Annotated in this window: 17 protein-coding genes; 2 read left to right on the top strand and 15 right to left on the bottom strand. The window is 65.8% G+C overall.

All coding sequences use genetic code 11. The features are described 5' to 3' along the window. Window positions 1-4: 4 nt before the first annotated feature. The 10 genes from Ga0102493_RS04560 to Ga0102493_RS04515 all read right to left on the bottom strand — a co-directional run bounded on the left by Ga0102493_RS04560 (window position 5) and on the right by Ga0102493_RS04515 (window position 11,096). Window positions 5-2,209 carry an RNA degradosome polyphosphate kinase gene (locus tag Ga0102493_RS04560; protein WP_034904558.1) on the bottom strand — a complete coding sequence of 735 codons (2,205 nt, stop codon included), beginning with the start codon at window positions 2,207-2,209 and terminating at the stop codon, window positions 5-7. A 146-nt stretch (window positions 2,210-2,355) separates the two neighbouring features. Next, window positions 2,356-3,396 carry a P-type DNA transfer ATPase VirB11 gene (gene virB11 / locus Ga0102493_RS04555; RefSeq protein WP_034904335.1) on the bottom strand — a complete coding sequence of 347 codons (1,041 nt, stop codon included), beginning with the start codon at window positions 3,394-3,396 and terminating at the stop codon, window positions 2,356-2,358. A 19-nt stretch (window positions 3,397-3,415) separates the two neighbouring features. Further along, window positions 3,416-4,549, bottom strand: coding sequence for a TrbI/VirB10 family protein (locus Ga0102493_RS04550; protein WP_236922296.1), 1,134 nt, complete (start codon window positions 4,547-4,549; stop codon window positions 3,416-3,418). A 37-nt stretch (window positions 4,550-4,586) separates the two neighbouring features. After that, complete coding sequence (locus Ga0102493_RS04545; RefSeq protein WP_034904336.1) at window positions 4,587-5,393, bottom strand: TrbG/VirB9 family P-type conjugative transfer protein; 807 nt, start codon at window positions 5,391-5,393, stop codon at window positions 4,587-4,589. After that, entirely contained in the window at window positions 5,390-6,613 is a 1,224-nt protein-coding gene (locus tag Ga0102493_RS04540) for a TrbL/VirB6 family protein (protein WP_051698047.1), read from the bottom strand. The genes Ga0102493_RS04545 and Ga0102493_RS04540 overlap by 4 nt, the downstream gene beginning before the upstream one ends. Then, entirely contained in the window at window positions 6,610-9,066 is a 2,457-nt protein-coding gene (locus Ga0102493_RS04535) for a VirB4 family type IV secretion/conjugal transfer ATPase (protein ID WP_034904339.1), read from the bottom strand. Before Ga0102493_RS04535 ends, Ga0102493_RS04540 begins: the two co-directional genes overlap by 4 nt. 43 nt (window positions 9,067-9,109) lie before the next feature. Then, a complete protein-coding gene (locus tag Ga0102493_RS04530) occupies window positions 9,110-9,394 on the bottom strand; it encodes a VirB3 family type IV secretion system protein (protein WP_034904342.1) in 285 nt (94 codons plus the stop codon). 4 nt (window positions 9,395-9,398) lie between these two features. Then, window positions 9,399-9,704 carry a TrbC/VirB2 family type IV secretion system protein gene (locus Ga0102493_RS04525; protein ID WP_051698050.1) on the bottom strand — a complete coding sequence of 102 codons (306 nt, stop codon included), beginning with the start codon at window positions 9,702-9,704 and terminating at the stop codon, window positions 9,399-9,401. Between the two features lie 42 nt (window positions 9,705-9,746). Then, the gene (locus Ga0102493_RS04520; RefSeq protein WP_034904345.1) at window positions 9,747-10,436 is read right to left on the bottom strand and encodes a lytic transglycosylase domain-containing protein; all 690 of its coding nucleotides are present in this window, start codon (window positions 10,434-10,436) and stop codon (window positions 9,747-9,749) included. 249 nt (window positions 10,437-10,685) lie between these two features. Then, window positions 10,686-11,096: a hypothetical protein gene (locus Ga0102493_RS04515; protein WP_051698053.1), complete on the bottom strand. Its 411-nt coding sequence runs from the start codon at window positions 11,094-11,096 to the stop codon at window positions 10,686-10,688. Between the two features lie 321 nt (window positions 11,097-11,417). Here Ga0102493_RS04515 and Ga0102493_RS04510 point away from each other — a divergent pair, with 321 nt between their 5' ends. Both Ga0102493_RS04510 and Ga0102493_RS04505 read left to right on the top strand, forming a co-directional pair. Beyond that, window positions 11,418-12,977 carry a hypothetical protein gene (locus tag Ga0102493_RS04510; RefSeq protein WP_034904348.1) on the top strand — a complete coding sequence of 520 codons (1,560 nt, stop codon included), beginning with the start codon at window positions 11,418-11,420 and terminating at the stop codon, window positions 12,975-12,977. A 121-nt stretch (window positions 12,978-13,098) separates the two neighbouring features. Beyond that, the gene (locus Ga0102493_RS04505) at window positions 13,099-15,867 is read left to right on the top strand and encodes a TonB-dependent receptor domain-containing protein (RefSeq protein ID WP_034904350.1); all 2,769 of its coding nucleotides are present in this window, start codon (window positions 13,099-13,101) and stop codon (window positions 15,865-15,867) included. A gap of 260 nt (window positions 15,868-16,127) precedes the next feature. Here Ga0102493_RS04505 and Ga0102493_RS04500 read toward each other — a convergent pair whose 3' ends face one another. The 5 genes from Ga0102493_RS04500 to Ga0102493_RS04480 all read right to left on the bottom strand — a co-directional run bounded on the left by Ga0102493_RS04500 (window position 16,128) and on the right by Ga0102493_RS04480 (window position 21,317). Next, window positions 16,128-17,333, bottom strand: a complete 1,206-nt coding sequence (locus Ga0102493_RS04500) for a DmpA family aminopeptidase (protein WP_236922295.1) — start codon at window positions 17,331-17,333, stop codon at window positions 16,128-16,130. A gap of 147 nt (window positions 17,334-17,480) precedes the next feature. Beyond that, complete coding sequence (locus tag Ga0102493_RS04495) at window positions 17,481-18,155, bottom strand: response regulator transcription factor (RefSeq protein ID WP_034904355.1); 675 nt, start codon at window positions 18,153-18,155, stop codon at window positions 17,481-17,483. Between the two features lie 126 nt (window positions 18,156-18,281). Beyond that, window positions 18,282-19,304 carry an aldo/keto reductase gene (locus Ga0102493_RS04490; protein WP_034904357.1) on the bottom strand — a complete coding sequence of 341 codons (1,023 nt, stop codon included), beginning with the start codon at window positions 19,302-19,304 and terminating at the stop codon, window positions 18,282-18,284. 116 nt (window positions 19,305-19,420) lie between these two features. After that, window positions 19,421-20,173, bottom strand: coding sequence for an SDR family NAD(P)-dependent oxidoreductase (locus Ga0102493_RS04485; RefSeq protein WP_034904359.1), 753 nt, complete (start codon window positions 20,171-20,173; stop codon window positions 19,421-19,423). A 1-nt stretch (window position 20,174) separates the two neighbouring features. After that, a complete protein-coding gene (locus Ga0102493_RS04480; RefSeq protein WP_034904362.1) occupies window positions 20,175-21,317 on the bottom strand; it encodes an acyl-CoA dehydrogenase family protein in 1,143 nt (380 codons plus the stop codon). Window positions 21,318-21,381 lie beyond the last annotated feature (64 nt).

Genomic DNA, 21,381 nt, shown 5'->3' with positions numbered 1-21,381 from the left:
AGTCCTAGCCTGCGCGACCCTTGCGCAGTGAGAGTTTGGGTACCCCGCCCGCCTCGAGCGAGCCTCCGCGGCCCGAAAGCGAGGGGTTGGTCATGAAATAGCGGTGGCAGTTGAACGGCTTCGCATCCGTGTCCACCCGCGAATAGGTGCCGTCGGCATTGAGCCACCAGCTCTGCTCGGTATCGAGCATGTTGGCGAGCAGGACCTGCTGGAGCACCTGGTCGTGCACCGTCCGGTTGTCGATCGGGATGAGCGATTCGACCCGGCGGTCGAGATTGCGCTCCATCAGGTCGGCGGACGAGATGAACACCGCCGCCTTGGGGCTCGGCATGGCATGGCCGTTGGCGAAGGCGTAGATGCGCGAATGTTCGAGAAACCGCCCGATGATCGATTTCACGCGGATGTTCTCGCTCATCCCCTCGATGCAGGGGCGCAGGCAGCAGATGCCGCGAATGAGCAGTTCGACGCTCACCCCCGCATCGCTCGCCGCATATAGCCGGTCGATCATGCCCTGATCGGTGATCTGGTTGCATTTCATCCAGATCGCCGCCGGCTTGCCCTTGGCGGCATTGGCGATTTCATTGTCGATCCGGCGATAGATCTCCTCGCGCAGGTCGATCGGCGCGATGTGGATCTTCTCGAGGCTGTGCGGCTCGACATAGCCGGTGACGAAATTGAACATCTTCGCCGCATCGCGCCCCAGTTTCGGGTCGGCGGTGAAGAAGGAGAGGTCGGTGTAGATCTTGGCCGTGACCGGGTGGTAATTGCCGGTCCCGAAATGGCAGTAGGTGCGAAAGCCCTCTTCCTCGCGGCGCACGACCATCGCGGTCTTGGCGTGGGTCTTCCAGTCGGTGAAGCCGTAGATCACCTGCACCCCTGCCCGTTCGAGCTTGGTCGCCCACTTGAGGTTCTGTTCCTCGTCGAAGCGGGCCTTCAGTTCCACCACGGCGGTGACCGACTTGCCGTTCTCCGCCGCCTCGATCAGCGCGTTGATGACCGCCGACTGGCTGCCGGCGCGGTAGAGCGTCTGCTTGATCGCCACCACATCGGGATCGATCGCGGCCTGGCGGATGAAATCGACCACCACCTCGAAGCTTTCGTAAGGGTGGTGGATGACGATGTCCTTTTCGCGGATCGCGGAAAAGGCATCGCCGTCGTGTTCGCGGATGCGTTCGGGATAGCGCGGGGAATAGGCGTCGAATTTGAGGTCCGGGCGGTCCTCGCCGACGATTTCGGCGAGACCGTCGAGCCCGATCATGCCGTCGGTCTTGATCACCGCGGCTTCGTGGACACCCAGCTGTTCGAGCAGCACCGCTTCGGCCTTGGGATGGAAATCCTCTTCCAGTTCGAGCTGGATCACCTGGCCGCGCCTGCGCCGCTGGATCGCGCTGCGGAAGGTGCGCACGAGGTCCTCGGCCTCTTCCTCGATCTCGATATCGCTGTCGCGCAGGACCCGGAACAGGCCGTCGCCCTCAATGGTGAAACCGGGAAAGAGCTTTGCGGCATAGCGCTGCACGAGGCTCGCGATGGAGATGTAGATCGCCTCGCCCGGGACACCGCCCGATCCTTCCTGCTGCCCCGGCACGCGTACGAAACGCGGCAGGGCGCTGGGGATCAGGATCATTTCGATGATCTGTTCGGCATCGATATCGCGGGTCAGCGTGAAGAGCAGGCCGATGCCTTCGTTGTGGACGAAGGGGAAAGGGTGCGCCGGGTCCAGGGCCTGCGGGGTGATGATCGGCAGGATTTCCTCGAGGAAATATTGTTCGAGCCATTCATGCGCGCTCGGGTCGACCCGGTGTTCGTCGGCGACATGGATCCCCGCCTCTGCCAGCAGCGCGCGCAGGTCGCGCCAGATTTCCTGCTGCCGCTCGGAAATCATCGCCAGCTGTTCGCGGATCGCGGCGAGCTGCTGGGTGGGCGTGCGCCCGTCGATCGCGACCTTGTCGATCCCGCGCTGCGCCTGGCCGACCAGCCCGGCGACGCGGATCATCATGAATTCGTCGAGATTGCTGCCCGAGATCGAAAGGAAGCGCAGTCGCTCGAGCAGCGGATAGGCCTCGTTCGCGGCTTCGGCGAGCACGCGTTCGTTGAAGGAAAGCCACGACAGCTCGCGGTTGAAATAGGGCGATTCCTCGCCCGCCCCGCCCGGCTGCGGTGCGGGCGGGGGCGCGGGGTTCCTGGTGGTGGCGATCTCGATGCTGCTCATTCCTGTCCGGCGTGCCTCGGGCCCGTCTGTCGGCCGCGCCCGCATGTGTTCGCATGAAGGCCGTGTGTAAATCACGAAAGGCCCGGTGTCACAAGAATGTCAGATAGGGACTAATCCGTCGGCCTCGCGCGAACGCGAACGCGAGATCAAACCAGGCTCTTGCTGTCCGCGATCTGGACGATGCCGCGCTTGCCGTTCGCATCGCGGCCCAATTGCACCAGCACGTCGATCACGCTTGCGGCATAGGCGATCGTGTCGGTCCGCGTGAGGCCGATGCCGGTCTGCATCACCATCAGCGACAATTGTTCGAGCGCACCCTTCAGCGAATTGGCGTGAATGGTCGAAAAGCTGCCCGGATGGCCGGTGTTGATCGCACGCAGGAAGGAGACGCTCTCGCTCCCCCGCAATTCGCCGAGCACGATGCGGTCAGGCCTGAGGCGGAGCGCTGCCTGGAGCAGTTCGTTCGCAGTCACCTTGGCCTCGCCCAGCTCACCCTTGACCGCGACGAGGCCGACCGAATTCTCGCCCGGGAATTTGAGTTCGGGCGTGTCCTCGACCAGCACGACGCGTTCGTGGCGCGGGATCTCGCCGAGCATGGCGTTGAGAAAGGTGGTCTTGCCGGTGCTGGTCCCGCCGGAAATCAGGATGGTGCGGCGCTGCCGGATCGCCTCGCGCAGATAGGCGATCGGCTCACCTTGCGCATCTGGCATTGCAGGCGCGTTCTCGCCGATCAGCGGGCCGGTGTCATAGGCGTCGAGCGGCAGGTCCAACCGGCGGTGGCGGCGGATCGCCATGACCCAGTGGCGACGGCTCGCGGGCGGTCCGCAGAACTGGATGCGCGCGCCGTCGGGCAACGTCGCGCCAAGGAGCGGGTGTTCGCGGTTGATGCCCTGGTGCGATACGCGCGCGACCTGTTCGGCAAGGCGCTGGACCAGCCGGTCGTCGATCTCGGGCGTGTCGATGCGCTGCATTCCGGGGTTCGAGGCGTCCTCGATCCAGACTTCGCCCGGACGGTTGACCATGATCTCGGTCACCGTGTCTTTGTGCAGCCAGCGGCGAAACGGGGCGAGATAGGCGTCGAGATAGACGCTGCGTTCCGACAGGTCGGCGAGGCTGTCGCGCGGCACCTCTCCATCGACGGGATCGCTGCCCGCCGCGCTGGAAAGTGGATGGATTTCCGCGCTCATGCCCTCGCCCGCCCCGCGCTCAGTTCGAAACGGTGCTGAAATCGAGATCGCGCGCGGTGAAGACGCGGATCGGCTCGCCCATGCGCACGCGGATCGTCGGGCTGATCTCGCCATTCGCCTGCACCGCAGAACTGGCCGCACCCTGCGAACCGCCCGCGACGATGACGCCGCCCACTCCGCCCGTCGCCAGCGCGCCGAGCCCGCCCACGACCGAAAGCAGCATGGCCGAACCGAAGCGCTTGAAGAAATGCGAATCGACATCGCCCGCAAGGCCCGTCGTCCCGTCGAAGGCGACCGCGGGGCTGGCGATGTTGACCGAGGCGCCGTCGGGCCGGATCAGGCGGGTCCAGATTACATAGGCGCGCTTCTGACCCTGCTGGACGCCAGACTGGTACTGGCCGATCAGGCGCGAGGAGCGCGGGATCAGAACCTTCTTGCCGTCGAAGCTGCGCACGTCCTGGCTCACCACGGCGCGGACATAGCCGGGCACGTCGGTGTTGATCGCGGTCTCGAGCACGGCGGGGATCATCGTGCCCTGCGTCACCGTGGTCGTCGGATTGACCATCGCGCGGGCCTGGGCCGGAGCGCCGCCGACACCGCCGATGCGGCTGGCGAACGCGGCGGCCGAACCGCCGGCGGCGATATCGCCCGCATTGGCCATGACCTCGCCCGACGGGGCCGCGCCCGCAGGCTCGGCAAGGCGTGCGGCATCGCTCGCGGTGCTCGCGTCATAGACCATGGTCGGGCTGGCATAGGGATTTATCGCGCTCGCGGCATCGGCGCCCGGATCGCGGGCGAGGATCGGCGCGGGCGCGGGGTCGGGCTGCGGGCGTGCGGGTTCCGGCTGCGGCGCTTCGACCGGGGCGGGCGCGGCCGCCTGCGGTGGGGCCACTGCGGGATTGCCGATCGGCCCGGGAGCGGGCGCTTCGGGCATGTTCATCGCCCAGAAGGTCGCCGCGCCCAGCGCCAGCACCAGCACGCTGCCGAAGGCGAGGCCGAGCCCGTCGGTCTTCGCCTTGCGATCGGCAATGCCTGGAAAGGCGCTGCGGCTGGCGAGATCAATGACCTCGGCGCTTTCCTGTTCGCGCGGATCGCCGTCCGCGCCTGAGGTGGTGTCGCCCTTTTTCGGCGGCAGTCGCATGGCAAGACGCATCAGATCATCTCCCCTTCAAAAGCATTTCGGATCAGTCTCACGAACCCCTCCGGGCGCCCGGGCCGGCATCCGCGCTGCGCGGACGATCCGGGCCGACATTGGTGAGCGTGGCGGCATCGTCGCCCGAGCGCAGCACGATCTGGCCCGGCACTTCGTCGAGCACGACGGTGTCGCCGCGCACGGTGAAATTGACCGCGCCCAGTTCGCCACGCTCATTGGTCACGAGGATAGCGGGGATCGGCTGGTCCGCAGGCCAGGTCAGGAACACCGCCTCGCCGTCGTCATAGGCGCGCGCGGGCAGCAATTCCCGGTCACCTTGCGCAGCCCATTCGAAATTGAGCATCGAGGGGTCGATCACCGCGTAAGGATCGGTCGCAGCAGCCATTTCGAGCGCATTCGCCTCTTCGCGGGCCTCTTCCTCAGCGGCGGCGGCAAGACGCGCTTCCTCCTCGGCCTTTTCGGCCTCGGGATAGGCGAATTGCAGCACGTATAGCGGTTCGTTGCGCGGCGACGCAACGAGGTCGAAGAGATAGGTCCGCCTACTCGTCACCACGGTCATGTTGGTCGCCGCGCTCGACTCCAGGGGCTTCACGAACAGGATCGACTGCGCCTTGTTCGGCTGGACCTGCCACGCCTTGCTGTCGCCGAGCGCGACGTTTTCGATCCGCTCGTCCTCGCGGAACTTGATCGTCGTCTGGACCCGCACGCGCCCGCGGATCGTGAAGACCTGCGCCTCGTCGAAAGTGAGCGTCTGGATCCGCGCATCGCCCCCGTCCTGCGCCATGACGGGCGCGGTCAGGGTGACACTCATGAGAGCGAGCGCAAAGGGAATGGCGCGCTTCATCGGGAAGTCTCCGTTTTCGGGGCCGCCGCGCTTTTCGGCACCTGCGGCGATGCATTCTTGGTGGCAGTGTTGGAAGCAGGGCGGAAGCGGTTGCCGATCCCGCGCGTGCGCGAGGCGGCAGGACTGCCCTCGCCCGCCTGACCGACGCCTGAAGAGGTCGCGTAGACGCGCGTCTCTCGTACCGAAGTCATGCCTGCCGTGCTGCCGTAATCATTGGCCGGCGGCGCCGTGCGCATTCCGGCGACATCGACCCGGCGCGGGGCGGTGCCCGCTGCGGGAGCGGGCGCCGTGCGCGCCGCGCCCGGCGCACTGGCCGCGGCGGAGGCGGGCGCCATTCGGGCCGTGTCGATCCCGCGAACGCTGTCCGCGGTCCCGGCGAGGCCGAAGACCTGCCAGCCCGAAACCATCGTCGTCGTCACCTTCAGCGCCATGAACATCAGCGCCATGTGCACCGCTCCGACAAGGAAGAAGGCCATCGCCGCCTGCTGGTCGATCTGCCCCGGCACCGCGAGCAGCGCGGCGAGGATCGGCACCGCGATCTCGAGCATGATCGTGCCGCCCAGAACCGCGAAAAGCGGCGCGAGCGCCAGCATCGTCATCCCCTTGAGCCAGCCGGTGAACAGCCCGCGCGTGCCATTGAACAGCGCCAGCACCACGAAGATCGGCCCGACCGCCAGCAGCAGCGCAAGGCCGATCCGCGCCGTCACCAGCAGGCCCACCGTCCCCAGCAGCAGCAGCATCGCGCCGAGCCACATCATGCCCGGCGGCGAGAAGGCGTTGATGTCGCTCTGCCCGGTGGAAGCCTCCTGCACCGCGAGGAAGACGATATCGAGCTTCTGCGCGAAGGTCGCCGTTGCGGAACCTTCTGTCCCCGTCAGGACCCCCGCGACCCAGTCCGGGCCGAGCACGAAGATATTGTAGAAAACCGTTGAAAACGCGACGAAACTGGTCGCGAAGGTCAGCACCAGCCCGACGGTCATGATGCGCGGGACAAGATGCCGCACCGACACGTTCGAACGGCCCAGCATCAGCGAAATGCCAAAGAAGACGGCGTAGAAAACGAGCAGCGAGACGAGCACGAGGCGCATCTGGCCGTCGTCGCCGAACAGCCGCCCGAAAGCCTGTTCGCTGACCTGCGCGGCGATGCAGTCGACCGCGGTCAGCGCCGCAGCGACGCCCGCGCCCATGTCCTGCGCGACGAGATCGCAGGAGGTCGTCATTCCGCCGCCTGCCAGACAGGATGGCCGTTCGCGCCGACTTCGCCCGAGCCGTCGGGCCCGCCGCCATCAGGCCACGCGCGATTGGTGAGCGCGGGATACCACTGCGCCGGATCATCGCCGACCGCCTCGCGCAGCAGGTCGAGCCGCCGCACCGCCGCCTCGCGGCCCGACAGGATCGTCAGAACTTCGGGCGCGCCCGAAAGGTCGAGGCGCACGACCACGCTCGCATCGGGCTGCCGCACGAGGAAGCAGCGGCTGTGTGCGGGCAAGCTGCGGATCAGCGCGAGTTCGTGATCGGTCAGGCCGAAACCCTCACAGTAATCTTCGCCCCGCGCGCGGCTGTTGGGCATGAAGACCATGGTCGCGGTCTGCTCGACCAATGCGGTCGAAATGCGGCTTTCGAGCGCGTCGCGCGCCGATTGCGTCGCGAAACCGACCAGCGCGTTGCGCTTTCTCAGCGTCTTGAGCCAGTCGCGGATGCGCGCGGCGAAAACCTCGTCGTCGAGCGCCTTCCAGCCCTCGTCGATCAGGATCATCGTCGGCTGCCCGTCGAGCCGTTCGTCGATGCGGTGGAAGAGATACATCATGACCGGCGTGCGCAGGCGCGGGTTTTCGAGCAGCGCGGTCATGTCGAAACCGAGCACGCGGGTGTCGAGGTCGAGCGCGTCGCGTTCGTTGTCGAACAGCCAGGCGTGTTCGCCTCCCTCCCCGCTCGCATCGCCGATCCACGCGGCCAGCCTGTCGGCAAGGTCGCCCGGTTCGGGCCGCCGCGCACCGGCGAGCAATTCGCGGAAATGGCGGAGGCGCCGCAGCCGCGAATCGTTGGCATAGGCCGCATCGACCGCGGCGCTGATGGTCGCGTATTCCTCCGGCCCCTCGGCCTTCAAGAGCACGCCCAGCCAGTCGCGCAGGAAGGCGCGGTTGGCGGCATTGTCGGGCAGCGCGAGCGGGTTGAACCCGGTCGGCTCGCCCGGATTTATCCGGTCGTAGCGCCCGCCGATGCCGCGGATGAACAGTTCCGCCCCGCGATCCTTGTCGAATAGGATGGTGCGCGGTTTGAACTTCTGCGCCTGGGCTGCGAGGAAGTTCATCACCACGGTCTTGCCCGACCCGCTCGGGCCGATCACGGAGAAATTGCCGAGATCGCCGTGGTGGAAATTGAAGAAGAACGGGGTCGCGCTGGTCGTCTCCAGCAGGGTGACCGCATCGCCCCAGTGATTGTTGGCGGCCTGCCCCAGCGCAAAGCCGTGGAAGCTGCCGAAACCCGCCATGTTCGCGCTAGAGATGAGCGAGCGGCGCACGATGTAGTCCTCGTTCCCCGGGAACTGCGCCCAGAAGGACGGTTCGAGATTGACGTCTTCGCGCACCGCGATCGCGCCCGTATCGGCCAGAGCCGCGCTGCACGCCGCCGCCGCATCGTCAAGCCGCGCAAGATCGCGCTCGCGCACCAGCACGGTGAGGTGATGATCGCCGAAGCCGACCGATCCCGCACCCAGCGCATCGCGCGCGTTCATCATGTCGGTGCGTTCGGCCGCGGCTTCCTCGTCGACCGAACGCAGGCGGCGCAGCGCGAGGTCGATCCGCTCGCGCGCGGTGGTGCGTTCGTTGGGCGCGTAGCTTTCGGTGACGACCATTTCGTAAGGCAGCCGCAAAAGCTGGTCGAGCAGGCCCGGCGAGGTCGCCTCGGGATAGTCCTTCAAGCCCAGAATGGCAGCGAAATCGGGCGCGCCCGAGCCGCGCAGTTCCATCGCGTCGAGGCCGAAGCTCGCCCGGCGATAGGGCAGCATATGGCCGATATCGACATCGTCGTTGGGGCGGCGCACGGGCCGCATCTCGCCATTGTAGAGCGCGCTCAGAAGCTCGAGCATCTCCGAATTGATGCCGCCGGTGGGCGAGGTGTAGTCAGCCAGCACGCTCGCCCCATAGGACGACAGCGAGGCGACGAGTCCGGTGACCGCGGCCTTGAGCGTGCGCACGTCCTTGGGATCCGCTTCGAGTTCCTGCTGCCCCCGCCGGAAAAAGAATCTCGCGGCGCGTTCGGGCAGGCCCGTCTTGCCGCGCGCGGGACGGCGGATGAGGGTGACGAACTGGTCGTTGATGAACAGCGAACCGCCCGCGAGCCGTTCCTTCCAGCGCGCGTCGATATGGCGCGAGAGGGGATCGTCGAATTCGGCGTCGAGCTCGACCTCGACCCGGCGGCGGATGACGTGGTGATAGAGTACGAAACGCGCATCGAGCGTCGAACGCAGCATGACCTCGCGCGTCGCGGCATGGGCGTTCAATGCGTCCGAATCCTCGGTCTCGAACAGCAGGCCCGGGACCTGGATCGCGCTCATCACGCTGCCATCGCGCAAGAGCACGGTGCTCTCGTCGATCAGCCGGGCATAGGGCAGCCTTTCGCCGACACGCGCTTCCTTGGCGCTCCAGGCGGCAGGTCCGATCCATTTCACCATGTGCGGGCCTCCTTCGGGTGGCCGGGTTTCGCGTGGGGCATCGTCACGGCGTGTAGCTGTTGCAGCCCCAGCGCTTGTAATTGGGCACGCGCGGGCATTTCGAGACCTTGGTGATCCACAGGTCGAAGATACGCGGTTCGCGCAGGGACGCAAAATAGCCGACGGCGTGCATAATGAACGGCACGGGGATGATCCACCAGCTGTCGAGCACCAGGAACGCGATCGTCGTCACCATCATGTTGATGATGAAGAAATTGAGCGTGACGCCCGCGAACATCTGCGGCCGCGTCAAGGTCCGGTGGACGGGATGGCGGACGAGTTGGCTCACGGCGTCAGAACGCCCCTATCGAATTGACGAGCCGCGGCGCGCCGAAGATGATGAAGACGCCGATGATGACCGTGCCGCCATAGCGCCAGTTCATGCGTCCGGTGAGCATCATGAAGCCGACGCCCGCCACCGCCATCACGGCAAGGCTGGTCGCGATCGGGCCCAGAAGCAGCCCCTGCATCCACAAGAGCGCATCGGTGATCGGGCTGTCCGAGCGCGCCGCCTCGTTCTGCGCCGAGGCCGCCACCGGCATCATGGCAAGCACGAGCAAGGCCAGGGTCCGGGCCGGGAAGCTAAGCAGGGCGTTCATTCGGTGTTCCATCATCCTTGAAATTCGTTCTGGCCCGCGCGTTCATTCGGCGGCGGGGCGGGAATGGCTGGCGAGGCGGCCCATGATCGCGGCGACATAGCCCTTCGTCTCGCGGATGTTCGGGATGCCGCCGGCACGGATCACGCGGCCCGGCCCGGCATTGTAGGCGGCGAGCGCCTTTTCTAGATCGCCGTCGAACCGGTCGAGCTGTTCGCGCAGGTACCGCGCCCCGCCCTCGAGATTGGCGTGCGGGTCCTCCGGGTCGACCCCGAGATAGCGGGCGGTGCCCGGCATCAGCTGCGCGAGCCCGCGCGCGCCGGCGGGCGAGACCGCATCGGCGCGCCAGCGGCTTTCCTGCCACACCACCGCTTCGAGCAGAGCGGGCGAGAGGTCGAATCGGCGCGCGAGTTCATGCACCTTTTCGGCATAGGCGGCCGGGATCGCGGCGGAATGGGCGGCGGGATCGGCGATGACGGAGTGCGGGATGGAATCGGGCTTGGCGCCGTCGGGCAGGACGACCGCTTCGTCCGCGCCCGGGAGCGCTGCGTATTCCGCGGACAGGTCTTCACCGGCAACCGGCACGTCACCGGACGCGGAAAAACCCCCGGCGACCCAGCGGGCGCCGTCTCCGTCCACTTCCATAACGTCGGCCTCGGCCGCCACCCCTGAAAGGACGAAGGCGGCAGCGAGGCTCCATCTGCTCGCACGGGCGACAATCATGGCGACAATCATCACGACCCTCCAATCCCGCCCCAATGTCGATCATTGATGACAGGCCGGTGACATCGGCATGAACTCTCTCACAGAGTTCTAGCCGAGCCGTGCGCGAATTTCCCGCGAAAAAGCGAAACCTCGCGCGTGAGACCTCTCGCGCGCGTGTGCCTGCGCGCCGCAACCAGGCAGCATAAACCGAAGCAGGCTCGCACCTGCCCCGGTCTACGAACTAGCGCGCGATGGCTTGCTGCGCAAATGGATTTCCCGTCACTTGTTGAGCGAAAGCGTCTCGCTGGACGCCGGGCGGAATTCGCCCGCGCGCAGCATCTGCAGCGCCTTGCGCGCAAGGCGCTGCGAATCGGTCTCGTCCCCGGAGGCGGTGCGCAGCAGGACCACGTCCTCGCTGACCAGCGCGGCCTCGAACATGTCGCGGGCGCGCGCCTCGTCGCCGACATGGGCATAGGCGATGCCGAGATTGATGAGCAGCGCGGCATCGTCCGGCGCGGCGGCCAGTTCACGCTCCAGCGCGCGGATCGCATCGTCCTGCCGCCCCTCGGCCAGAGCCTCGGCGGCGAACGCGTCGGATGCGCCCGCAGCGCGCGCATCCTGGGCCTGTGCGGGCATTCCCAGCACGAGCGAGAAAGCTGCTGCGGCGAGCGTCGTTTTCAGAAGGGCCATATCCTGTCTCCTTGTATCTTGGAGAGCATGATGACGCGGGAGTCCCTGAAATGCAATAGAACTGTAACATTGTCGCAAAATCGCAATCTCAGAGGCTAGATTCACGCGTTTTCAATGGGATAAATATTACAATCGACCCGGCCGCCCGCCATCAGCGACGCCCAACGATTGTCATATTTGTCTTTCTTCGGTCATGTGACACGATTTTCACGCTCGCTGTCATCATGAAAGAATAGTGTCATGCGCCGCCCCTAGCGCCCCTCTCGCGCACTCAAACGACGCGCTTTGTTCGATTCTCGGTTTTTGAGGGGACCGCTCGCTGTGAAAAACATTCAACGCACTCTCGTCCTGGGTTGCAGCCTGGTCGCTCTGGCCGGCTGCGGCGCGGACGAAATCGTCTCGCCCGGCACCAGCGGCGACATCATCATCAACAACCCGTCGCCGACGCCGACGCCGACGCCCACGCCGGGTCAGCCCGGTGGCGGTACCGTCACCCCGGCATCGGGCTGCCCGACGATCAACTCGACCGGCGGTCTCACCGATGCCGGCACGATCGACGGCCCGACCGGCGAATATCGCGTCTGCCAACTGCCTGCCGTGTTCGATGCCGACGACACGCTGAGCTATGTCCCCGGCCTGCTTTACGCGATGAACGGCCGGGTCGATGTCGGCAGCGACCAGGGCTTCTCCAGCACCGGCACCGACGTCACTCTGGGCGTCGAGCCGGGCGTCATCATCTACGCCGCGACCGGTCGTTCGTTCATCGTCGTCAATCGCGGCAATGCGATCGAGGCCGACGGCACCGCCGACGCACCGATCATCTGGACCAGCCGCGACAACGTGCTGGGCCTTTCGGATGACGATTCGGACCAGCAGTGGGGCGGCGTCGTCCTGCTCGGCCGTGCGCCGACCTCGGATTGCTCGACCGGCGTGTTCAACACCGATGCCAACCCCAACGCCAACCCACAGTGCGAACAGCTCGTCGAAGGCACCACGATCTCGACCATCTTCGGCGGCGCCGACGACAGCGACAGCTCGGGTTCGATGACATTCAATCAGATCCGCTTTTCGGGCTTCGCGCTCGCCCCCGGCGACGAGCTGCAGGCGCTTACCACCGGCGCGATCGGGAGCGGCACGACGCTCGACAACATCATGTCGTTCAACAGCTCGGATGACGGCATCGAATTCTTCGGCGGCACGGTGAACATGCGCAATGTCGCGGTCGTCGGCGCGTCGGACGATTCGATCGACGCCGACACCGGCACCCAGGGCGCGCTGCAGAACGTCGTGGTCGCGCAGCGTCCCGGCAATGGCGACAGCATCATCGAGCTCGACAGCCCGCCGGACGATTTCTCGACCGACGCGCGTCCGCAGACGGTCCTGGCGGTGGTGAACTTCACCTTCATCCAGAATTCGGGCGACGACCAGGTCGTGCGCGCCCGCGGCGGTTCGCGCATCCGGCTCGCCAACGGCGTGATCCAGGCCGAAGGCACGCCCTGCGTGCGCATCGACCAGCCCGAAACGCTGGCGGCTGCTCCGACCTTCAATTCGGTCATCGGCGACTGCTCGGCCTCGACCCCGCTGCGTGCGACCGACGGTGCGGTGCTCGCCGATCTCGAAGCGATCTACAACGCCGCATCGGCCAACAACACGGTCGACACGGACGTCACCTTCACCGATCCGTTCTTCTTCGATGCGGGCGCCGCCCCGACCTTCGACGTGCCCGGCCTGTCGAGCTTCTTCGTCGCCGCCGACTATATCGGCGCGCTCGAAAGCGCCGCGGACGATCGTTTCGTAGGCTGGACCTGCGATTCGAGCATCCTCGACTTCGGTTCGGGCTCGGCTTGCACGTCGCTCCCGATCCGCACCGGTGAGAGCTGACAGCAGTCGGCACGCATTGGCGGAGGCGCTGCGCGGATCGGCGCGGCGCCTCCCCATGTCGCACAACAAGGCCCCGCGGGGCCGCGCGAGTTCAGGACCGAATATGAGGGGGTCTAGCATTATGTCGACCGGCAAGCGCCTGGCAGGGCTGCTGCTTCTCACCAGTTCACTCACCTTCCCGACCTTTGCCCATGCACAGGACCAGGGAACCGCACAGGGCACCGAAGACGCAGAAGATCCCCTGCTCGAGGCCGTCGACGCCGCGCAGGAAGAAGACTACGACGAACCCGAAGTCTCGGTCCCAGGCGGCGGGATCATCGTCACCGGGCGGCGCAATCGCGACCCGGTGCGCGGTTCGACCCAGGTGCTCAACGTGCTGACGAGCGAGGACATCGCGCGCACCGGCGAAGGCGACATCGCCGGCGCGCTGTCGCGCGTCACCGGCCTGTCGGTCGTCGGCGACGGGCGCGTCTTCGTGCGCGGCCTGGGCGATCGCTACTCGCTCGCGCTCCTCAACGGCCTACCCCTGCCGAGCCCGGAGCCATTGAGCCGCGTCGTCCCGCTCGACATCTTCCCCACCAACGTCATCGCCTCCAGCCTCGTCCAGAAGACCTATTCGGCAAACTATCCGGGCGAATTCGGCGGCGGCGTGATCAACCTCACCACCCGCGCCATTCCGGTCGAGGACTTCCTCACTGTGTCGCTGAGCGGGGAATATGACAGCGAGACCACGTTCGAGAACGGCCTGACCTATTTCGGCTCGGACTGGGATTCGCTCGGTTTCGACAACGGCAATCGCGACATTCCCTCGTTCCTGAGGCAGGCGATCGACAGCGGGATCCCGCTCGACCAGCTGCCGCTCGATGCGACGGTGGCGGACCCCAACGCGCTCACCCGCGAGGCGATTGCCGGGCAACTTCTGCCGACCAATCTCGTCACGCTCCAGCGCCAGGACAACCTGCCGGCGAACGTCTCCGCCAACATCACGGGCGGTGCCTCGTTCGAGATCGGCGACGGCACCTATCTCGGCATCATCGCCACTGCCGGCTACCAGAACCAGCGCCAGAACCGATCGGTCCGCAACCAGCGCGCAAGCATCGACGACTTCTCGTTCATCACCGAGGATTCGACGAATTTCATCACCGATGAAAATGTCCTCGTGAACGGCCTTTTGAGCTTCGGGCTTGATTTCGGCGAGAACACGATCCGCTGGACGAACCTCTACATCCGCGACACGCTCAAGACCGCGCGCCTTGCCGAAGGTTTCGACGTAACGCTGGGTTCGGCCGACGGCGCGGACCTGCTGCGCCAGCGCACGGCCTGGTTCGAACGCCAGCTGATCGACACGCAGCTCGTCGGCGAATTCGAATTCGGCGACGGAGAGTTCCAGCTCGATACCCGCGCGGGCTATGCCCGGACCGACCGCGAGGCGCCGTTCAACGCGCAGATCCTCTACGCGCGCTCGAACGACACCACGCCCGACGAACCGGCGGATTCGCTGCGCAACGTGCTCGGATCGAACTTCATCGCCTATTTCGAAGGCGACAACGAGTTCTACAACCAGACGGTCAGCTTCGATGACCTCAAGGAAGAGAACTATGCCGCCGGGGCCGACCTCACCTGGTCGGGGATCGACGGGTTCGACCTCACCGTGGGCTATGCCTGGTCGGACACCGATCGCCGCTCGGAAAGCCGCATCTATTCGCCGCTGATCCGTCCGGACGTTCGCACCGATGTCAATTTCGACCCGGCGCTGCTCGGCCTGCGCCGGCCGGGCGACATCATCAACGGGGCGACCCTTGCCGCCTTCAATGTCGACGTGCTCGATTTCGTCGATTTCCCGGTGTTCGACGCCCTGCTCGAAGTGCATGCGGCCTATGGCCAGGTGCGCTGGGTTGCGACCGACACCGTCACCGTAGATGTCGGCGTGCGCTATGAGGACGCGGTCCAGCGCGTCACCCTGCCCGAAGGCCAGACGACGACGCTGCCGGTCGAGACCAATCTCGAAAACGACTATTTCCTGCCCGGCGGCACGATCACCTGGGAATTCATCCCCGATCTCCAGCTGCGCGTGTCGGCATCCAAGACGATCGCCCGTCCCCAGTTCCGCGAACTGGTCGACCAGATCTATTTCGATCCCATCTCGAACCGCGATTTCCGCGGCAACGCCCAGCTCATCGACAGCGAGTTCACGAACCTCGAAGGGCGCGCCGAATATTACATGGGCGGGCGCAACCGGGTGAGCCTTGCGGGCTTCTACAAGGACATCTCGAACCCGATCGAACCGATCATCCTGGGCGGTTCGGGCACCGGTGACCTGACGACGACCTATGCCAACGCGCCCGAGGCGACCCTGTTCGGGGCCGAGGTCGAGTTCGTCTACGGCTTCGACCTGTCGAGCTGGGGCGGGTTCTTCGAGACCAAGGAATTGCTGGTCATCGCGAACTACACCTTCACCGATTCCGAGCTCGGCATTCCCGATCCCGACGCGATCGTTCCGACCGTGGTCGGCGACGTGCCGGTCTCGATCGTGTTCGAGGAAGGCAACCCGCTGGTCGGCCAGTCCGATCATGTGGCGAACTTCCAGATCGGGTTCGAGGATTTCGAGAAGACCCAGCAGGCCTTCTTCCTGTTCAACTATGCGAGCGAGCGTGTCACCACCCGCGGCTTCGCCACGCCAGACGTGGTCGAAAATCCAGGCCTGACGGTGGATTTCGTGACCCGCAGCGATCTCGATGCCTGGGGCCTCCCGCTCCAGCTCAGCCTCGAGGTGCGCAACATCTTCGGCCGCAACAATTTCGAGTTCCTCGAAAACGAGACGGGCCGGATCGAGGTGAACAGCTTCGATATCGGCACCCGCGTCCAGATCGGGGTGCAGGCGAAGTTCTGATCGCTATCGAACGGACAAAGCCGCGGCGCGCGAGGCGTGCCGCGGCTTTATCGTTCGTGGAGCAGATCGACGGCGAACACCGCGCCTGTCGCGGCTGACGGTCGATGTCTGCTTTTCCGACATATCCGGCGCGGCGGGGAATGTCCGATTATGGGTGGGAAGGCGAATGGCAGCTCTGCGGCGACATACGCAGGCTCTGGCGCTTGCGGGGCCGAAAAGAGGCACGCCAGGCCACCTACAGCCAGTCCGCAGATCCTGCCTCATCGCTCGTCAAGTCGTCGATATTTGCGCAAGGCTTCCTGCAATCGGCCATGCGGGAGGGCATGGACCCTGTTGCCGTTGATTCCAGTCATGGTTCGCGCGGCGATCATGGCATTGATCACGGCCTCTTCGGTTGCCTCGATGGTCGCTAGAAACAGCGGGCTCATCGAGTCGTTCGGCAGGCTTGCCACATTTGCTGTCCCCTCGCGGCTCCATGCTCCGGGATTGGCGGTTGAAAAGGCAATGAAGATATCGCCGGAGCCGTTCCCAGCGAAGGAGCCGTTCCTTGCGATGCCCATGCTCGCGCGGCGTGCGAGGCGCTTTAATTGATGCGGCAGTAAGGGGGCATCCGTGGCGATCACAATGATGATCGATCCGGTGTCTTCGCTGCGAACTGCATATTCGATTCCGAGATCGGCGATCTCGCGGCCGACCGGGACACCGGCAACCGTGAATGTCTCGCGAACGCCGTAGTTGGACTGGACCAGCACGCCTATGGAGTAGCGGCCCTCTTGCAATGTGACGATGCGCGACGATGTGCCGATGCCGCCCTTGAAGCCGTGGGTGATCATGCCGGTCCCGCCGCCGACGTTCCCCTCGGTCACCGGACCCGACCTTGCCTGATCAAGTGCGGCAAATACGTGTTCCCTAGTCACATGGAACCCGTTGATGTCGTTGAGGTCGCCATCATAGGTTTCCGCCACGACCGGCAGCATCCAGAACACGTCAGGCTCTCCGGTCAGTGCGCGATAGTAACCGTTCCTGCGCGCCCAATCGATCGTCGCATCGCGCACGGTGCCGACACTATGGGTGTTAGTGAGCATCACCGGCCCTTCGAGCCAACCGGACTCCTCGATCCAAGTCGTGCCGGTCATCTCGCCATTGCCATTGAGCGAGAACCACCCGGCGTAGACCGGATCGAAGGTCTTCCCCCGCGGAAGAACCGCCGTCACGCCCGTGCGCACCGGACCCTTGCCAATGAGCAGCTCGCCCTCGCCCGATATAAGCGTCGTGTGCCCGACCTCCACGCCAGCGACATCGGTGATGGCGTTGAGTGGCCCCGGAGTGCCACCAAAAGGAACTCCGAGGTCTCGTGCCCGGACCGAATGAACGGGTGGCGAGTCCGTTTCCGCCATGAGCCCGAAAGCCGGGACAATCATCCCGAGCAGTAGCAATGCGCCAAACGCCGACCTGCCTTTGATCACCCCGTCACTCCCTCTTCAAACCATGCAGGCCTACCTGTATAGGTGGTGTCGCGCAATTTCCGCAAAGGGGTCGCTACCCGACCGTCCGCTTCCGGCTTCGCCCGCCCCTTCCTCGCCTGTCCGCGCCGGCGTCCCGCCGCGCCCCGGTCAGTTCAGATCGAAGACATAGCCCATCGAACGCACGGTGCGCAGCGGATTGCCGCCGCGCGCGCCCTTGATCGCGCGGCGCAGGCGGCCGACCCATACGTCGACCGTGCGCTCGTCGATCGGGGGCTCCCGCTTGCCGAGGCCGTTGATGAGGTCCTCGCGCGAAAGCACCCGGTTCGGGTTCTCGGCAAAGAAGCGCAGCAGGCGGAATTCGTTGGGGCGAAGCTGGATCGGCTCGCCGTCCCAGCGCGCCTGCAGCGCGGCCATGTCGATCGAAAGCGGGCCGATCTCGTAGCGGCGCGCCGAATGGCGTTCGGGAGAGCGGGTCTGCAGCGCGAGCACCCGGTCGAGCACGGCGGTCCGGTCGAGCGGCCCGACCATGTAATCGTCCGCTCCGGCCCGCAGCGCGCGGCGGCGATCCTCGGCGTCGTCCTCTTCCAGCACCATGGTCACATGCGCTTCGGCGGTGCGCGGATCGGCGCGCAGGCGGCGGCACATCTCGAGCCCCGCAAGATCGTTCATCACCCAGTCGACGAAGGCCCACATCGGCCCTTCGACCAGGCGTTCAGGCCCCGCCGGGCCGAGCCGGTCGAAGGTGAAGCGGCGCTGGTCATGGACGAAATCCTCGAGGCGGTCCGCGAGGTCGCTGGTGAGGAAGATGTTGACGACGTCCATGGAGCGCCCCGCCCTGTTGCGAGGCAGGCTTGGCCGAGCCTTGTGACGCGTTCGTGACGGGCGTGCGATGGGCGCGAAAGGCCTGTCACATTCGAGGCGCGGCTTCGCGCAGCCTCGTCCCGGAAGTCACGAATCCAGCACGCTCACCTGGTCCATCGCGGGCATCGGCATGCCCATGCCGGTGGGCCATTTGGGGCGATAGGGCGCCTCGAGCGCGGCGATCTCGTCCTGCGACAGCTCGATCTCGAGCGCGCGCGCGGCGTCCTCGACATGATGCGGCTTCGTCGCGCCGATGATGGGGGCCGCGACCGCCTCCTTGGTGAAATGCCAGGCGAGTGCGAGGCTCGCCATCGCCTCGCCGCGTTCCTCCGCAAGCCTGGCGAGCGCGTCGATCACCGCGCCGTCGGCCTCGTCCTCGCCATAGAGCTGCTTTCCCACCCCGTCGGTCTTGCTGCGCACCGTCTCCTCGCCCCGCGGCCGGGCCAGCCGCCCCCGCGCGAGCGGCGACCAAGGGATGATACCGACGCCCTCGTCCTCGCACAGGGGGAGCATCTCGCGCTCCTCCTCGCGGTAGAGCAGATTGAGCTGGTTCTGCATCGAAATGAACGGGGTCCAGCCGTTGGCGCGCGCGGTCTCCTGTGCCTTGGCGAACTGCCAGGCATACATCGAGGACGCGCCCACATAGCGCACCTTGCCCGCCTGCCTGATGTCGTGGAGCGCCTCCATCGTCTCCTCGATCGGCGTGTCGGGGTCCCAGCGGTGGATCTGGTAGAGGTCGATGTAATCCATGCCGAGCCGCGTCAGGCTGTCATCGACCGCCTGCATCAGGCTCTTGCGCGAGAGGCCGCCAGTGTTGGGAGCATTGCGCCACGGGATGAAGGCCTTGGTCGCGACCACGATCTCGTCGCGGCTGGCCATTTCGCGAAGGAGTTTGCCGGTGATTTCCTCCGACGTGCCGCCCGAATAGCCGTTGGCGGTGTCGAAGAAATTGATGCCCGCTTCCAGTGCCGCGCGGAAGAAGGGGCGCGATTCCTCCTCGCCCAGCAGCCAGTCGCCGTGCCAGCCTTTCGTCGTGTCGCCATAGCTCATGCAGCCGAGGCACAGGCGGGAAACGGTGAGGCCGGAGGGGCCGAGGCGGGTGTATTGCATGGGGCTTTCTCCTTCGCTGCGTTTCCTACACGGGCGCGCGCGAGGGTGTAGGAAAAGTTGGAAAAATGGGCGCGAACAAGCCCCCCGGCGTATGATCGGCGCGAACTATGACCCCTTCACGAGAGGGTCAGCCCCCCATCGACGACCAGCGTCTGCCCGGTCATGTAGGCCGACAGGGGCGAGGCGAGGAACAGCGCGACGCCGGCCATGTCCTCGGGCGTGCCCATGCGATTGAGGGGTATGGCGCGCAGGCTCGCCTCGCGCCGTTCGGGATGGTCGGTGGTGACCGAGGTAAGCTTGGTCGGCACGAGCCCCGGCGCGATGCCGTTGACCCGCACGCCGTCCCTCGCCCACGCCTCGCCCAGCGTCTTGACGAGGCTCGCCGCACCCGCCTTGGAGGCGGCATAGGCGGGCGTGCCGATGGTCGCCTTGAACGCCGCGACCGAGGAGACGACGATCATCGTGCCGCCCCTCTCGGCAAGGCCCGGATGAAAGGCGCGGGCGACATCCATCACCGAATTGAGGTTGACGTCGACCACCGCGTTCCAGCCCTCGCGGGTGAACTCAGCCCGCTTGTAGCGGACCACGCCCTGCGACTGGACGAGGACATCGACTGCCCCGACCTTCTGCGCCAAGGCATCCGCAGCGGAGCGGTCGGTCACATCGAGACGTTCGTATTCAAGGCCGGTGAAGTCCGAATCCTCGGCCTCGAGATAGTCTCCGGAATCGGGTCGCGTGCCGGTGACGATCACCTCCGCCCCGGCGGCGCGAAAGCCTTGCGCTATGCCGTTGCCGATCCCGCTCGACCCGCCGATGACGAGGACCTTGCGGCCCTCGAAATCGAGCGGATTGCTGGAGTTGCCTGCCACCTCAGATCGACCGCGAGATCACTTCCTTCATGATCTCGTTCGTGCCGCCGAAAATCCGGGTGACGCGCGCGTCGCGCCACAGCCTCGCGATGGCGTATTCGTTCATGTAACCCGCCCCGCCATGCAGCTGCAGCGCGGTGTCGACCGCTTCCCACTGCAGGTCGGTGTGCCACAGCTTGGCCGCCGAAGCCTCGTCGGTGGTGAGCTCGCCTGCGAGGTGTTTCCTGATCGCCCAGTCGAGATGCGCCCATCCGACCTGGATCTTCGCCTTGAGGTCGGCGAGGGTAAACTTGGTGTTCTGGAATTCGAACACGGTCTTGCCGAAGGCCTTGCGGTCCTTGGTGAACTTGACCGCCTCGTCGAAGGCGCGCTGCGCGGCGGCCTGCGCGCCGACCGCGATGCCGAGGCGTTCCTGCGGCAATTCCTCCATCAAGTGGACGAAGCCCATGTTTTCCGCGCCGAGGATATTGGTCATCGGCACGCGGCAATCGTTGAAGAACAGCTCGGACGTGTCGGCGGAATGCTGCCCGATCTTGTCGAGATTGCGCCCTCGCTCGAAGCCCGGCGTGTTGGCATCGACCAGCACCAGCGACGTGCCCTTGGCGCCCTTTTCGGGATCGGTCTTGGCGACCACGATAACAACGTCGGCGTTCTGGCCGTTGGTGATGTACGTCTTGGACCCGTTGATGACGAGGTGGTTGCCGTCCTTCTTCGCGGTGGTGCGGATACCCTGAAGGTCGCTGCCCGCGCCCGGTTCGGTCATCGCGATCGCCGTGATGACATCGCCCGAGACCATGCCGGGCAGGTATTTCTCGCGCTGTTCCGGCGTGCCGAGCCGCTCGAAATAATTGGCGGTGATGTCGTTCTGGAGGGTGAAGCCCGCCGAGGAGCCGAGATAGCTGATTTCCTCGGTCAGCACGCAATTGAACCCGAAATCGAGGCCGAGCCCGCCATTCTCCTCCTTGACCGTGGGGCACAGGAGGCCCGCTTCGCCCACCGCCTTCCACACGTCGCGCCCGACGATGCCTTCTTCCTCGTGTTTATCGAGGTGGGGGGTGAGGTGCTGGGCAAAAACCTTGCGCACGGTGTCGCGGAAGGCTTCGTGGTCCTCGTTATAGGCGGTGCGGTTGGCAGTCTCGAGCATTGCGGTTTCTCTCTCCGGTTTCGCGTTGCAGGGCGCAACTGAACCGGAGGCAAGCCGCTTTGTA

The organism is Erythrobacter litoralis (assembly GCF_001719165.1).
In the GTDB taxonomy this organism is placed as follows: Bacteria; Pseudomonadota; Alphaproteobacteria; order Sphingomonadales; family Sphingomonadaceae; genus Erythrobacter; species Erythrobacter litoralis.
This window is presented reverse-complemented; position numbering and strand designations above follow the sequence as displayed.